At 36.5% G+C, this 15,734-nt stretch carries 15 protein-coding genes; all 15 read right to left on the bottom strand.

Annotated elements, in window-relative coordinates:
• The 15 genes from HYQ40_10345 to HYQ40_10275 all read right to left on the bottom strand — a co-directional run bounded on the left by HYQ40_10345 (position 1) and on the right by HYQ40_10275 (position 15,734).
• Positions 1-609, bottom strand: a complete 609-nt coding sequence (locus tag HYQ40_10345) for a hypothetical protein (GenBank protein MBZ6528164.1) — start codon at positions 607-609, stop codon at positions 1-3.
• Between the two features lie 92 nt (positions 610-701).
• The gene (locus HYQ40_10340; protein ID MBZ6528163.1) at positions 702-1,064 is read right to left on the bottom strand and encodes a DUF488 family protein; all 363 of its coding nucleotides are present in this window, start codon (positions 1,062-1,064) and stop codon (positions 702-704) included.
• A 181-nt stretch (positions 1,065-1,245) separates the two neighbouring features.
• Positions 1,246-3,192 carry a threonine--tRNA ligase gene (gene thrS, locus HYQ40_10335; protein MBZ6528162.1) on the bottom strand — a complete coding sequence of 649 codons (1,947 nt, stop codon included), beginning with the start codon at positions 3,190-3,192 and terminating at the stop codon, positions 1,246-1,248.
• A gap of 367 nt (positions 3,193-3,559) precedes the next feature.
• On the bottom strand, positions 3,560-3,763 hold the full coding sequence (locus HYQ40_10330; GenBank protein ID MBZ6528161.1) for a hypothetical protein: 204 nt from the start codon (positions 3,761-3,763) through the stop codon (positions 3,560-3,562).
• An 11-nt stretch (positions 3,764-3,774) separates the two neighbouring features.
• Positions 3,775-4,710, bottom strand: a complete 936-nt coding sequence (gene dnaI / locus HYQ40_10325) for a primosomal protein DnaI (GenBank protein ID MBZ6528160.1) — start codon at positions 4,708-4,710, stop codon at positions 3,775-3,777.
• Positions 4,710-6,161 carry a hypothetical protein gene (locus HYQ40_10320; GenBank protein MBZ6528159.1) on the bottom strand — a complete coding sequence of 484 codons (1,452 nt, stop codon included), beginning with the start codon at positions 6,159-6,161 and terminating at the stop codon, positions 4,710-4,712. The genes dnaI and HYQ40_10320 overlap by 1 nt, the downstream gene beginning before the upstream one ends.
• Positions 6,145-6,645, bottom strand: a complete 501-nt coding sequence (gene nrdR / locus HYQ40_10315; GenBank protein MBZ6528158.1) for a transcriptional repressor NrdR — start codon at positions 6,643-6,645, stop codon at positions 6,145-6,147. The genes HYQ40_10320 and nrdR overlap by 17 nt, the downstream gene beginning before the upstream one ends.
• Positions 6,646-6,662: 17 nt before the next feature.
• Positions 6,663-7,259 carry a dephospho-CoA kinase gene (locus tag HYQ40_10310; protein ID MBZ6528157.1) on the bottom strand — a complete coding sequence of 199 codons (597 nt, stop codon included), beginning with the start codon at positions 7,257-7,259 and terminating at the stop codon, positions 6,663-6,665.
• Between the two features lie 13 nt (positions 7,260-7,272).
• Positions 7,273-8,109: a DNA-formamidopyrimidine glycosylase gene (gene mutM, locus HYQ40_10305; GenBank protein ID MBZ6528156.1), complete on the bottom strand. Its 837-nt coding sequence runs from the start codon at positions 8,107-8,109 to the stop codon at positions 7,273-7,275.
• A 140-nt stretch (positions 8,110-8,249) separates the two neighbouring features.
• Positions 8,250-8,882 (bottom strand): ABC transporter permease, encoded by a 633-nt coding sequence (locus HYQ40_10300; protein ID MBZ6528155.1) that lies wholly within the window; start codon positions 8,880-8,882, stop codon positions 8,250-8,252.
• Positions 8,879-9,649 carry an ABC transporter ATP-binding protein gene (locus HYQ40_10295; GenBank protein ID MBZ6528154.1) on the bottom strand — a complete coding sequence of 257 codons (771 nt, stop codon included), beginning with the start codon at positions 9,647-9,649 and terminating at the stop codon, positions 8,879-8,881. Before HYQ40_10295 ends, HYQ40_10300 begins: the two co-directional genes overlap by 4 nt.
• The gene (locus HYQ40_10290) at positions 9,639-10,205 is read right to left on the bottom strand and encodes an ABC transporter permease (GenBank protein MBZ6528153.1); all 567 of its coding nucleotides are present in this window, start codon (positions 10,203-10,205) and stop codon (positions 9,639-9,641) included. Before HYQ40_10290 ends, HYQ40_10295 begins: the two co-directional genes overlap by 11 nt.
• A gap of 222 nt (positions 10,206-10,427) precedes the next feature.
• Positions 10,428-11,312, bottom strand: coding sequence for a glycine/betaine ABC transporter substrate-binding protein (locus HYQ40_10285; GenBank protein ID MBZ6528152.1), 885 nt, complete (start codon positions 11,310-11,312; stop codon positions 10,428-10,430).
• 342 nt (positions 11,313-11,654) lie between these two features.
• Complete coding sequence (gene polA, locus HYQ40_10280; GenBank protein MBZ6528151.1) at positions 11,655-14,321, bottom strand: DNA polymerase I; 2,667 nt, start codon at positions 14,319-14,321, stop codon at positions 11,655-11,657.
• A gap of 78 nt (positions 14,322-14,399) precedes the next feature.
• Entirely contained in the window at positions 14,400-15,734 is a 1,335-nt protein-coding gene (locus HYQ40_10275) for a UDP-N-acetylmuramate--L-alanine ligase (GenBank protein MBZ6528150.1), read from the bottom strand.

Genomic DNA, 15,734 nt, shown 5'->3' with positions numbered 1-15,734 from the left:
TTATAAGAATTCCGTTGTATCGTCTTGTGTTTCTTCCTTGCTTTCTTCTTCAGCTAATACAGCGATGTCTTCATTGACTATAGGTTCTTCTGTGGGTTCAGTTGTTTCTGTGACTTCTATTTCAGGTTCTGGTTCAATTTTTTTCGAATCACCAATCGTAACTTGCGCTAACTCTTCTTTTGTTTTCTTCATTTCATCTTGCATGAATACTGTTCCTAAACTAATTAAGACTGGTAATAAGATAAACAGTGTCGCATTTTCAAAGAATTTTTGCCAGTACAATGATGTGAAATCAAAGGCATTCTGAAACGCAGCAGTTTGGGCATTCATTGCTGATTCCGCAATCACTTCGTTATTCATTGCTAATTTCTCAAGCGCTAAGGATGTCGCTGCAAAGTTAATCTCTCTAGCTGTTTGAAAGTAAGCTGTGATGAAAGCGAAGATTGCTCCAATGAGTACGATAAAGATATACCCCTTATAATTGCGTCCATTTTCTCCCACTTCGCTACCAGATTGTTGATTAAACCAAACTGTAAAGCGATTCCATAAGTTAAATTGGTTGATGAGTAAGATAACTAATATTACTATCACTACAATTTCAAAGACCATTTATTTTCCTCCTCAATTTTTTAATCTCTTTCGTTCCATTATAGCGATGTTATTAGTTAAAAGTAAAATGAAATTGATTGTATCGAGTATTTTTATAGATGATCCTCTGTCCATTCTTTTAATACAACAGCATTATTATTGTCCTTATCCTTAGCTGCATATAACAAAGTTACAGGACCATCATCTAATTTTTCTTTGACCAAAGCTAGCCAAGAATTTTTCTCATCATGATTGTTCAACTCTTCTTCATATTTTTCTTTGAACCATGAGAATATATCCTCTTCATGATCAAAGTCTTTACGTAAGTCTGATGAAGGGGCCAAGTCTTTAAACCACTCATCATGATGTAAGTCTTCTTTCTTAATGCCTCTTGGCCATAGACGGTCCACTAGTACGCGGTAACCATCTTGGTCTTTAGCATCATCATAAGCTCTTTTAATATGTATTTTCGCCATAATATAATCCTCCTTAAGTTGTTTAAAGCTGTATATAATTAGCTTAGCGCTAACTTAAAGTAAAGTCACGAGATACACAAATTGTGGTCGGCACTTTAGTCCCTCACTTCCATGCAAAAAAGCTCAACAATCATGGTCATAAACCACAACGGTTGAGCTGTTCTGCTATTAACTATTTAAATTATTCAGAGTCACGACTTTTTGATGCGATATCTTTCTCAAGGTATTCAACAAACTCGTCGTAAGACATTGTCTTAGAGTCCTTAGAACCATATGAACGAATATTCACTGTACCGTCTTCTACTTCTTGGTCTCCAATGACAATTTGATAAGGAACTTTAGACGTTTGTGCTTCACGAATCTTATAACCTAACTTTTCATTACGTAGATCCATCTCAACACGGTAGCCCTTCGCTCTTAAATCGTGGTAAAGCTCTTCAATACGGTCTCCATGTGCTTCATTACTTACTGGTAATAATATCGCTTGAACAGGTGCCAACCACGTTGGGAATGCCCCTTTATACTCTTCGATTAAGTAAGCAACGAAACGTTCCATTGTTGATACAACCCCACGGTGAATAACTACTGGACGATGCGTATTTTGTCCATCTTCACCGACATAAGTTAATTCAAAGCGTTCTGGTAATAAGAAGTCTAATTGAACCGTAGACATTGTTTCTTCAAGACCAATAGCTGTCTTGAATTGTACGTCTAATTTAGGTCCGTAGAAGGCTGCTTCACCAATCGCTTCAAAGTATTCTAGACCTAATTCGTCCATCGCTTCTTTTAACATTGCTTCTGCTTTTTCCCACATTTGATCGTCATCAAAGTATTTCTCTTTATCTTCTGGATCGCGGTAGCTTAAGCGGAAGCGATAATCTGTAATATTAAAGTCGTTGTATACATCTTCAATTAATTTCAGTACGCGTTTGAATTCTTCTTTAATTTGGTCAGGACGTACAAAGATATGCGCGTCGTTCAATGTCATCTCACGTACACGTTGTAAACCAGATAATGCACCTGACTTTTCATAACGGTGCATCATACCTAATTCAGCAATACGAATAGGTAACTCACGGTATGAATGGATATCATTCTTATAGATTAACATGTGGTGTGGACAGTTCATTGGACGAAGTGCTAACATCTCGCCGTCTCCCATATCCATTAGTGGGAACATGTCATCTTTATAATGATCCCAGTGTCCTGATGTTTTATACAGATCAGATTTAGCCATAATCGGTGTATACACATGTTCATAACCTAAGTTAATTTCTTTATCCATAATGTAACGTTCAATGGTACGACGGATTGTTGCCCCGTTCGGTAACCAGAATGGGAGACCTTGCCCTGCTTCTTGATTAATCATGAAGATACCGAGTTCTTTACCTAACTTACGGTGGTCACGTTCTCTTGCTTCTTCACGTAAACGTAAGAATTCATCTAATTCATCTTGTTTGAAGAATGCAGTACCGTAAACACGTTGCATCATAGTGTTATCTGAATTACCTCGCCAATAAGCTCCAGCAAGTGATAATAGTTTAGTAATCTTAATCTTACCTGTTGAAGGCATATGTCCACCACGACATAAATCAACGAATTCACCTTGTTGATATACTGAAATGTCTTCATCTTCTGGTAATTCATTAATTAATTCTTGCTTGAATGTATCGTTTTTAAAGATTTCTAGTGCTTCTTCCCTAGTCACAATACGACCAATAATATCATGGTTTTCAGAAATAATTTTCTTCATTTCTTTTTCAATTTTTGGTAAGTCTTCTTCTGTAATAGGCTCTTCTTTGAATGTATCATAATAGAAGCCTGATTCTATCGCTGGTCCTACTCCGAATTGAATGCCTGGGTATAAGCGTGTCAATGCGTGAGCTAATAGATGCGCTGATGAATGACGCATTAATTCTAATGCTTCTGGGCTTTTATTTGTGATAATTTCAATCGAACCATCTTCATTGATTGGTGTATGATAATCAATAATCTCACCATTTAATTTCCCTGCTAATGACGCTTTTTTAAGTGATTTACTAATTGAATCTGCAACATCAGCAATTGTAATGCCTGCATCAAATTCTTTTACATTTCCATCCGGAAACGTTAATTTAATTTTATCCATTATAATTCTCCTCTACGTTTAAACTATACAAAAAAGTCCCATCGATTGAGTTGATACTCAACCAATGGGACGTTAATTTATTACGTGGTTCCACCCAAATCTTTCATAGCAACAGATACAATCTTGTCCTATGAACTTCATTAAAGCTTAACGGGCGTCTGCGTTTACTCTTAATGCCTCTAAAGGGTTCTGAGTAAATAAATATGAAGGGGTCTTATATAAATCAATGTAGGATGTTTCACCAAGTCATCCCTCTCTAAAAGCATCGAGCTTACAAAGTTGTCTTCATGTAAATTTAAGTATTCATTTTTTGGCTTTTCAAAAGCTCTATCATATTTATATCATGACTTTTATTGGATTACAAGTCCTAATGTCTTTTACCAAATTGCGAAAGCGTCACCAAGCCTGCTCCAGTAATAAAAATTCCTAAAAGCATCGGAAATGCCAATTGTGTCTGACCTTCTCTAAAGTAATAAATAACTAAGACAATTATTTGAATAGCCAATGCTATACCAAAGTAAATCATCAATAATCGCTTTTGTTTTAAATCTTCTTCAGGATTATGGTTCAAATCATCACTCCTTATCTTATTCGATCTCGATGTCTTAAGTTCTCTCCAGATAGAGATACTTCTTTAGCCAAGAATCGAATTCTTTCCATAATTCGTTTGGCTTTTATTGTTTCATTCCCACCATCTCTTGAATGAGCTAAGTGACTCTCTATCTCATTTAAATTAAAGTTAGACGAGAAGAATGTTGCTAATGACTCTTTCATTCGGTATTCAAGAATCGTTGTTAATACCTCATCACGCACCCAAACGGTATTCGCCTCTGCCCCAATATCATCGATGATTAAGATATCAACTGATTTAACGTCAGTTAACACTTGTTGTGTCGAATTATCTGCAAAGGTCGACTTTATCTCTGTAGTAAAGGTTGGATAATGAATCATTGTCACACTCTTATTTAACTTAACAAGAGCATTCGCTAATGCCCCTAGTAAGAATGTCTTTCCTACACCAAATTCACCTGATATATACAACCCTTGAGCACGGAGTGGATGTTTCTTATACTCTTCTAAAAAGCTTAGGACTTCACCTAATAATTGTTTGCGTGATTCCGTATTGGCATAGTAATCATTCAATGTTGCTTCTCGAACATCAGCAGCCATCATACGGTTATCTAATAAATTCCGCTGTTGTTGCTTTTCTTTATTGTCATAGTAAGCTTTAGTCGGAACATATGATACATCAATGTAATTAATATTTAAAAATAATACAGGTTTAAATCCTGGGTTTTGCCCTTGTTCACCTTTTTTCAATAGGTCCATTTCACGAGCGAATTCATTCAATTTCGAAATTGAATTTTCAATCATCTCTTGAGAGATTGCTTTCTCGTGCTGGTTAATAAAGGCCTTCACATCAGCATGATTTAATACGTAATCTACCGTTGTCTTATAGTCTGCTTGAAACTTTGGATCTCTAGTAAATTTGTTTAATAATTGATTAATTTTTTGCACTATGACTCACCTTCTTCCCCTATCAACTCATTCAGTCGTTTACGCATCTCATCTTCACTATATTGAGATGTTGGCTGTGGAGTTGCTTGTTGTTGCTGTGTAGGCTGCTCTTTCTCTTTCATCCATGATGGAATAATTTCTTGATGTTGAGATTGCCCACGTTTTCTGTAATTTGCTCGATTTTCTTGTTGTTTCTGTTCTATTTCTTTCTTCTTACGCTGCGCTTTAACATACTGCATCGCTTTAGGAATATTAGTTAATTCCTCTTGTTGCCATTCACTAGCCGTTCGCTCTAATTGACCCTTATAAATATTCGGCCTATCCAAAATAACCAATAAATAATATATTAAAAAGTTCACGACATGTTCATTAAGACGCGTTTTTTGTGCTAATTCTTTAATATAGAAGTGCTCTGAATCCGTTGCAAATGATTTTTTTGCTTGCTTCATCTTATTTAAGAAAGCATTGCTTGGCATTTGTTCACAAGATATAATCAGCTGCATATCCCCTGGAATCAATTCAGGATACTGGTCTTTTAATTGTTTTTTTCGCATCTCGATATCTTCTTTAGTATACATCTGTGAAGTGCGGTTTGCTTCGCTTCTAATCTCATAAATGTCATCTTGTTGCGCCTCTGTCTGCCACGTTGAATTGGCTTTGGCGTTTTGTCTTTGAGCTATTTTTTGAAGGTCAGTTAAATTTACATTACCATTGGCTTTGTCCATAGCTAAAAAGACAAGATTGGCTAATTCACTCTCGGAATTGCCATAAATATCATGAATAGCATAAATCTGATCTTTTAACTGCTCAGTAATTTCTGAGTGATTGATCCCTTCTGATATCACATACGAGATAAAGCGGCTATAGTCTAAGCCAGGCGAATAGTTATTTGCCTTTTCTTGTTCCTCGTCCAATACTTTCTTAGCTGTCTCCTCAACCCGAATTGGGTAAAGAGCTTTTTGAAACGTTACCGTCTCCTCTGCATAGCGATTATCATCAATCGGTGCCACTGTAAGCTTCGTGGCCAGATCTTCATAATCTTTTTCGCCAAGTTGGTTTAATAAAGCAGTGCTTAATAAGGCATCTTGGAAGAACGCTCGATTCAGTAATGGTAATTTTAAGTCATAAAGAATTGTTTGATGTTGCGGATTTGGATTTGATTCCATATCGCGATACGTTCGCACTAGCCCTACAGCTTCGAGTTTTGTCCGCGCTTCATTAAGTTCGTTGATTCCAATATTCAACTGTAGAAGTAGAATCTGATGACGTAGTGATCGTCTACTATCATCATTGACCACATTAGGCTGTGACATTAAGGTCAGATATAAGCTAATACTTGCTGGCCCTACAATCGGTTGATATAACTGGGTTAGACTTTTTAAACATATAGCTGAAATATCTTCTTGCCCTCTCAGCACGAAAGGTTGAAGTGGGTTAATTGATAAGCTCATCTTGATCTTGACCTTCCTCAATATGTGTATCATGTTTTCCAGCCATTGACTCTAACTCTTTCATGAACATCTCACGTGATTGAAACTCACGGTAGACGCTGGCGAAGCGGATATAAGCAACCTCATCCAATTCCATTAAAAGAGGCATAACGTATTCTCCAATACGGCTGGTTTCGATTTCTTGATCTGCTGCATTACGAATAGACTCTTCTACTTGATTCACAAGTTCATTCATTTGCTCCACTGCGATCGGACGTTTCTCTGCACTTCGAACAATTCCGCGTAATAATTTGTCTCGATTAAACTCTTCTCGGGTTCCATCACGTTTAACTACAAGTAATGGTGCTTGTTCAATTCGCTCATGTGTATTGAAGCGAAAAGCACATTCCAAGCATTCTCTTCTGCGTCGGATAGATTGTCCCTCTTCTGCTGGTCGTGAATCGATAACTTTCGATGACTGACTTTGACATTTAGGGCATTGCATAGCACATACCTCCTTCTTTAACTAATTTGTTCTAACTTTAATCGTTTTTCAACTTGTCGGTTTGTTATTTCAGTTGTGTCTGAATTATCTATAATGATATCGCTCCATTTAGCTTTATCCTCGATCGATATTTGATTGCTGATAAGCTGACGGGCTTCTTTTTCATTTATATTATTACGTTTCATTAAACGGTCCAACTGTATTTCTGGCTTTGTATAAACAAGCCATACGGCATCTGTTGGAATATCTATATCTACTTCATAATAAAGTGGGATATCAACAAAGACCAGTTTTTGCCCTTCATCTTTGTATTTATCTATGCGGTCATGGGCTTCTTTAGCAATTAATGGATGCAATAGTTGATTGACTTTTTTCTTGCTCGCTTCATCGTTAAAGATAATATCGCCCAGAGCTTTTCGATTGAGTGTCCCGTCAGTATTCAAGATACTTTCACCAAAAAGCTCACTTAAACCGTCTAAGCCCTCTGTCCCTTTTTCGACAACAACACGACTGAGAATATCCGTATCTATCACTGGAAAACCTTGCTTGATTATGTGATTTGATACAGTGGATTTCCCTGTGGCAATACTTCCTGTTATAGCGATTACTTTCATCATTTATCTCCCATTATAATTCTTGGCAAATTGGACAATAATGAGTCCCTCTTTGAGCAACACGTATTTTTTCGATCGGTGTTTGACACCGAGTACATGGTTCCCCTTTTTTGCCGTAAACTTTCAATTCGTTCTGATATCGCCCTACTTCTCCAACTGTATTCCGGTAACTACGAATTGTAGATCCACCTAGTTCAATCGCTTTTGCCATAATATTAATTATACCATGATACAGGGTGTTTATCTGGCTATCAGACAGTTTATTCCCTGTCGTAAGCGGATGAATATGTGATTCGAATAATACTTCATCAACATAGATGTTACCTAAACCCGTTACTATCTTTTGAGATAGTAATGCTGTTTTGATAGGTTGGTTTGATGCTGCCAGTTTTTCTTTGAATTCATTCAAATGAAAGTCCTTTTTTGTTGGTTCTGGACCAATCTTACGCTCATCAAAGAATTGCTTGATGAGATTTTTAGGAACGTACTCCATTCTACCAAATTTTCTTACATCATTATAATGTAATTGGCTGTTATCGTAAAATTCAATCCTAACATGAGTATGCTTATCTTTAACTTCTGGAACTTCCTCTTCAGGGTAGTAAAAGTATTTGCCTTCCATTCTTAAGTGAGAGACTAAATAACTATCTGTAAAACTAAATAATAAGTATTTGCCTCTTCGTTCAACTGCTAAAATAGTCTCATTAATTAATGGTTCAAGCACTGTTGGATTTTCTTCATATTCAACGACGATCCTTGCCCAATCTACTTGGATATTTTTTATTTTCTTACCTTTAACTAATCGGTCTAATCCTTTCCGATTGACTTCTACTTCTGGTAACTCAGGCATGAACACACCTCTTTCTATATATGATAATTATAACAAAATTCCTATATACTTTGTGAGTTAAAACCTTAAATATAACAAAAAACCCAAATGCTTTTGCATTCAGGCTGGTTATAGAATATTTACATCATTTATTACCGAGATTAGCCTTCCAATTCGAAGTTTCTTAAAGCTAGTTTCTCGATTTGTTTCAAAATAAAGTTACACGCAATACAGAGAAAAACGGTTAAAATCATCCCCCAAAGAATTTGAACCATATCTTGGGTTCTTAACCCAGAAAATAAGATTGTCCCTAATCCTCCAGCATTAATCGTCGCCCCAATTGTGGCAATACCGATACTAGATGTCATTGCAAGTCTAATCCCGCTAAAGATCGCTTTAGATGCTAGTGGTAATTGAATTCTAAAAAACAATTCTTTATCAGTCATACCCATACCGATGGCTGATTCAATAATCATTGGATTAATTTCATTGATTCCCGTGCTAAACGTTCGAAGTAGAATATACTCGCAGTAAAGTGTTAAAACAATCATTGCAGTGTCTGCACCTAACCCCGTTAAAGGAATTAACAAAGCAAACAATGCGTAACTAGGTACGGAATATAAAGCGGAGAAAAAATAAGTTACTCGCTTAAGCCATACTTGATTGTTGATTAAGGTATAGATGATCAACCCAGCAATGACAATAGCAATAAGTAAAGAGACAGTAACGAGTTGTAGATGTGTCAGTGTTGCATCGATGAGTCGGTCACTATATCGTACTAAATAATCAATCATACTAACTCACTCCATAATGCTTCTTCCTCACGGACAGTATCCAAGAGACTATTCACGAAACTACCTTCAGGATTCTTGATTATATTCTTTGGTGTATCATATTGCTCTATTCGCCCCTCATTCATAATCATCACTTTATCACCAAGTAAGAAGGCTTCATTAATATCATGGGTTACGAAGAGGAATGTTTTACCTGCCAATTCTTCATGGATTGCTTTAATTTGTGCTTGCAATTCTTTACGTGTAATTGCATCAACGGACCCAAACGGCTCGTCTAAAAGCATAATTTGTGGATTAGCTGCTAAGGCTCTAGCAACCCCTATTCGTTGTTGTTGTCCTCCAGATAACTGCTTGGGAAATCGATGTGCATATTCAGAATAAGGTAACTGAATTAGATCCATTAATTCTATAACACGTTGTTTTATTTTTTCTTTGTCCCATCCTAGTAATTCCGGTACGGTCGCAATATTCTTCTCAATAGTGACGTGAGGGAATAGGCCAATTTGTTGTACCACGTAACCAATTTTTCTTCGTAGTTCTATCAAGTTATACTCTTTAATCTCTTTATTATTAATTTCAATCGTTCCACTGTCTGGTTCTACAAGCCGATTGACCATTTTAAGCGTTGTTGTTTTTCCTGATCCTGATGAGCCTAATATTGTAATAAATTGCCCTTCTTCGATATCAAAAGATAATTCGTTGATGATTTGTTTTTCTCCGAATGATTTATTGATATCTCTAAACTTTATTGTTGTATTAGCCATGATTCTCTGCCACCTTTTCTATAAGTAAATCCATCATAAACATACTCAGTAATGATAATATCGCAACGGTTCCCCCACCAATGATTAATAAATCCATGCGGTAGAGTCCAAGTCCTGTAAATATCAACGTTCCCAGACCTCCTGCTCCAATATAAGTGGCAAGTGTCGCACTCGCAATAATTTCAACTAAAGCTAATTTGATTCCGTTTAAGATATAAGGGGCAGCTAAAGGAAATTCAATCCGATTTCTCAACTGCTTCTCGTTCATCCCTAATCCTTGCGCTACTTCTAAAGTTATAGAGGGTATTTCATTGAACCCTAAAATTGTATTCATAATAATCGGAGGAACTGCTAAAAATGTTAAAGCAATGAGCGCTGGTAACTCTCCTACTCCGATAAGCGGAATGAGTATGAATAACACTGCAAGGCTCGGTATAATTCGTAATAATTGCGACGATGTTGTTAGGACTTCTCCTAATCTTTTATTTCGGTAACTAATATAACCTAGGGGAATTCCTATACATATCGCGATAAACAATGCTATAAAACTCAGCTTCATATGTTGGATTAAATACCCTATAAACTGGCTAGAATTACTTTGAAAGTAGTCGATAATTTGATTAAGCAAGCTATTCCCTCCTATGTATACTCCTATGTCTTTTTACACTGTATTTTACATGATACATCATGATATTCTATAAATATGTACCGTATCAAGTAAAAAACACGCTTGTAGAACGGTTGATTCTACGAACGTGTATAATTAATTATCTACTGGCTCTTATTTAATCGAATTAAAATAATCTTGTGCAACTTCCATATAATCTTCACCATCAATATCCACTCTCGCATTTAAATCAATAACAGTTTCTGTATCAAGCGTTTCGCTTATATTATTAATAATGGTTTCAATCTCAGCGTTAGCTTCTAACACATCTTGGCGAATAACCGGCACTAAATTATAAGGTGGCCAAAATCGTTGATCATCTTCTAATACTTTATACATATCCGTGTTTGATAATTGTCCTTCGGTTGTATAAGCCGGCGTTGCGTCAGCTTCATCACTGCTCAATACTTGGTATTTTAAACTATTATCGTATACAGTCATCGACTCAAAATTAAACTCACCGTATACTTCTTCAAGTCCTTTTAACCCATCTTCTCGTTCTTCAAACTCTCCTTGAGAAGCAAAACGAATACTCTCAGCATTCGCTTGTAAATCACTAATTGTTTCAATTCCGTATTCTTCTGATGCTGCTGTTGTTATCGCAATACCTTGAGAGTCATTGGCTGGGGCATATTCTAACGTAGTTAAATCCCCACCTTCTTCATATGCACCTCGAATCGTCTCAGCAACACTGTCAGGGTCTGTATCCATGGGTAAATTAAAGATGGTTAACAAAGCAGTACCCGTATATTCAGGATACAAATCAATCTCTCCACTTTCAATTGATTGTGGGATGACAGAGCTTGCGATACTTGGTACCCGCTCAACACTATATCCATTGTCTTCCAATGCTAAAGCATAAATCTCACTCACAATCAGACTTTCTGTAAAGTCTTTTGATCCAATCTTTATGCTACCATCAGACGCTCCTGAAGAACATCCGACAAGAATTAAACTCGTGACTGCAATTAAACTTATAATATATTTAACTTTTTTCATTTTTCTACTCCTTTACGATAATAAACTTTAACTCAATAGAATACCTGTGGAATCCCTATTCAGAGACTTAAACTGAAACAAAATAAATGTTAATTTTATTATAAAGGAATTCATAAGATCAAGCAATTTATTGACATGCTCAAATGAAAGTACCTACGGGATAAATCTATGTGTAAATCGAAATCTATCCGTACAGTTTTCACTTTTTTAATACAGTAGTGAAGTGACAGTAAGAAATTCCCCCATGACACAAAAATATGTGTCAGACTCTCAATTGTATCCACTAAAAGCTTCCTAACCTAAAAAACTCTCCCTATTAAAAATAGGAAGAGTAACATCTTATTATTTCAATTCATACCAATTAATACCTTGATTGTAATCAACTTCTAATGGTACATCTAAATCAACTGCATTTTCCATAATCTCTGGTACGAGTTCACTTAAGCGTTCCATCTCTTCTGATGGTGCCTCTAATATCAACTCATCATGCACTTGTAGTAGAAGACGTGCTTGAAGACCTTCATCATCTATCGCTTTTTGAAGTCTGATCATCGCTATCTTCAAGATATCAGCAGCCGTTCCTTGAATAGGCGAGTTCATTGCTGTTCGCTCAGCAAATGAACGTATATTGAAGTTGCTCGCTTTGATATCTGGTAAATATCGACGACGGTGGAATAAGGTACTAACATACCCTTCTTCTCGTGCTTTGACGACGATATCGTCCATAAATTGTTGCACCCCTGGGTACATGACAAAGTAGCGCTCAATAAATTCTTTCGCTTCAGGTCTTGGTATATTCAGGTTTTGAGATAAACCGTAATCACTAATACCATAAACAATTCCGAAGTTAACAGCCTTAGCTTGTCGTCGTAAATCGCTATTCACTTCTTCATCAGATTCCATATTAAACACACGTCTCGCGGTTGCTGAGTGAATATCTTCGCCAGCAACAAAGTCTTTAGTCATATTCTCTTCTTGACTTATATGAGCTAGAACACGCAATTCAATTTGTGAGTAGTCTGCTCCAAATAATTGCCAACCTTCTTCTGATGGCACGAAAGCTTGTCGAATTTTGCGCCCTTCTTCTAAACGAACTGGAATATTCTGTAAGTTTGGATCCGCACTGCTTAATCGTCCTGTTTGAGTGAGTGTTTGGACAAACTTAGTATGTATCTTACCATCTTCTTTAATATATCCCGGCAGTCCAGCTAAATATGTACCTTGTAGCTTACTTATTTGACGGTAATCTAAAATCTCTTGGATAATCGGATGTTTATCAAGTAATTTCTCTAACACATTCGCAGCAGTACTATAACCTGTTTTTGTCTTTTTAATCACAGGTAGGTTCATTTTGTCAAAGAGAATTTCTCCTAATTGCTTAGGTGAATTGACATTGAACTCTTGACCGGCATGTTCATGAATTCGCGCTTCCATTTGTTTGAGTCGTTGGATCAATTCCTTGTTCTTCTCTTCTAAAGTCTCCCCATCCACTTTGATTCCTGTTATTTCCATACGTGCTAAAACACGTGCGACAGGCATCTCAATATCCGTATACAACCCATCCATCTCTAAATCGACTAGCCGGGTTTGAAGGGGTTCAACTAAAGCACCAAGTGCCATTGCTTTACTTGCTACATGTTTAATCATGACCTCTTTGTCTTCAGGTAACTTCCGCTTGGCACCTTTACCATATACCATCTCATCAAGTTGAACATTCACTGGGACTTCTAAGGCTCTTACAACATTCGCCACTTCATCCATATGATTCGCTTCCACTAAGTAAGCTGCAATGAGTGTATCAAAGAAAATTCCGGCTAATTGAATGCCATAATGACTCGCTAAAACTTGGTCGCGTTTAGAGTCGAATGTAATTTTATCTACGGTTTCGTCTTCTAGCCATGCCTTAAATAATGAATCATTCAATGCCATATCAGCTTCAGCAATATAGACTGTATTCTCAACTTGGCTGTACCAAGATACTTGCAAGACATCATCAAAATGATAGTTGTCTCCCACAGTCTCAAAGTAGATTGCCGATTGTTGCGGCAACATCGCTTCAGTTATTTCTTCGACATATTGCACATCATATTCAAGTTCTGGTTGATCAGTTTCAATCGCTGTAATATCAACATCAGACGTAGCCTGAAGTTCAGTTAGGAAACTATTAAATTCCATCTGACGATAAAACTCAACTAATTCTTCAATGTTTTTACCCTTATATTCTATATCTTCTATCCCAATTTCAATCGGTGCTTCTAATAAGATTTCTGCTAATTCTTTACTTAAGTATGCTTGATCTTTTTCATTGGTTAGATTCTCTTTCATTTTTGATGGTTTTAATTCATCAAGGCGTTCGTAAAGTTCCTCAACCGAATGATATTCTTTCATTAACTTGATTGCAGTTTTTTCACCAATTCGCGTGACACCAGGATAGTTATCTGATGGATCTCCCATCAAGCCTTTTAAGTCTATAAACTGTTTAGGTGTTACACCGTAAGTTTCCATAACTGTTTCCGGTGTATATGCTTCCAGTTGACTGACACCTTTACGTGTTATATATACTGTCACATTATCAGTAGCTAATTGAATTAAATCTTTATCACCTGAAATAACAATCACTTCATCTTGTGTATCGGCTTGATGAGATAATGTACCGATAACATCATCCGCTTCGTAACGCAGAACATCATAATGTTTCATTCCGTATGCATCAAGTAATACTTTTAAATAAGGCATTTGTTCTTTGAATTCACTTGGTGTTTTTTGGCGACCACCTTTATATTCTTTAAACATCTCATTTCTAAAGGTTACTTCACTTTTATCGAAAGCAACTAGAATATGAGTCGGTTTAAATTGTTCCATGACACTGTCTAACATTCGATGAAAGCTATAAAGTGCATTCGTGTGCAAGCCCGATTTGTTTTTGAATCGATCTAAATCCAGAATAGAATAAAATGCGCGATAAGCAAGACTGCTTCCGTCAATTAACATAATTTTACGTTGACTCATTGAATATTCCTCCATCATTTTGATTTTTAAGCACAAACAGCCAACGAATTCTAACTCGTTGGCCGGTTGTTATATGTTCTATAGTCGGTTAGGGCTTAAGTTAGCGTATGCTTTCTCAAACTGACGAGATAATTCGTCAATATCTCCTGCACCCATGAACAGGAATACAGCATCGTTATAATCCATTAATGGTGATAAATGTTCTGTCGAGATAATCTCAACTTTCTGATTGATTAATTTTGCTAAATCATCAATCGTTACCTCACCATTCGCTTCACGTGCTGAGTTGAATATTTCAACGAGATAAACTTTATCCGCTAACCCTAAAGACTCCGCAAATTCTTTAAGCATTGCGACAGTCCTTGAGAAAGTATGCGGTTGGAATATTGCAACGATCTCACGTTTTGGATACCGTTGTTTTGCTGCATCAATGGTTGCTGTAATCTCAGATGGATGATGCGCATAGTCATCAATAATCGTTAAATCTTGAATTTGTCGGGCAGAAAAACGACGTTTAACGCCACCAAACGTAGCAATATGTTGATTGATATCTGATGCTTTAAATCCTTCCAAGTAAAGAACTGTAATCACAGATAAAGCATTCAGGATATTATGTTCACCAAATACTGGGATAGTGAATCGTCCGAATAATTCGCCATCTACGACAACGTCAAATTCAGATCCTTCAACTGTACGATCTATATTCTTCGCATGAACATGCGAATCCTCAGTCAGTCCATAGTAATACACAGGAACATCCGCTTTTAAATGCGGTAAATGTTCGTCATCTCCACAAGCAATGATTGCTTTTTTCGCTTGATGTGAGAATGTTTGAATGGCTTCAAATACATCTTCAATCGAGCGGTAGTAATCTGGATGATCAAAATCGACGTTAGTAATAATTGCATAATCAGGTTTGTAAGCTAAGAAGTGACGACGATATTCACACGCTTCAAGTGCGAAATATGTTGCCGTTTCGTCACCAAAACCAGTTCCATCACCAATTAAATAACTTGTCGGAGCAAGATTCTTTAATGTATGTGACAGCAAACCAGTTGTCGATGTTTTACCATGTGACCCTGTAACTGCAATACTTGTGTAGTTTTCAATTAACCCACCGATAAAATCATGATAACGATGAATTTCTAAGCCTAGTTCTCGAGCTTTTACTAATTCAGGATGATCATCATTAAATGCATTCCCTGCAATAATTGTTAATTTCTCTGTGATGTTCTCTGCATCAAATTCTAAAATTGTTATGTGTTGGTTTTCTAGTTCTTGTTGAGTGAAGAAGTATTTCCCTACATCACTACCTTGAACATTATAACCTTCTCCATGTAGAATAAGCGCTAATGCACTCATTCCAGATCCTTTAATTCCAACAAAATGATATGTTTGTTCTCTATTCATCAT

The organism is Aerococcaceae bacterium DSM 111021 (assembly GCA_020112395.1).
Lineage (GTDB): Bacteria > Bacillota > Bacilli > Lactobacillales > Aerococcaceae > Ruoffia.
Note: the sequence above shows the minus strand (reverse complement) of the source record. Positions and strands in the feature narration are given on the sequence as shown.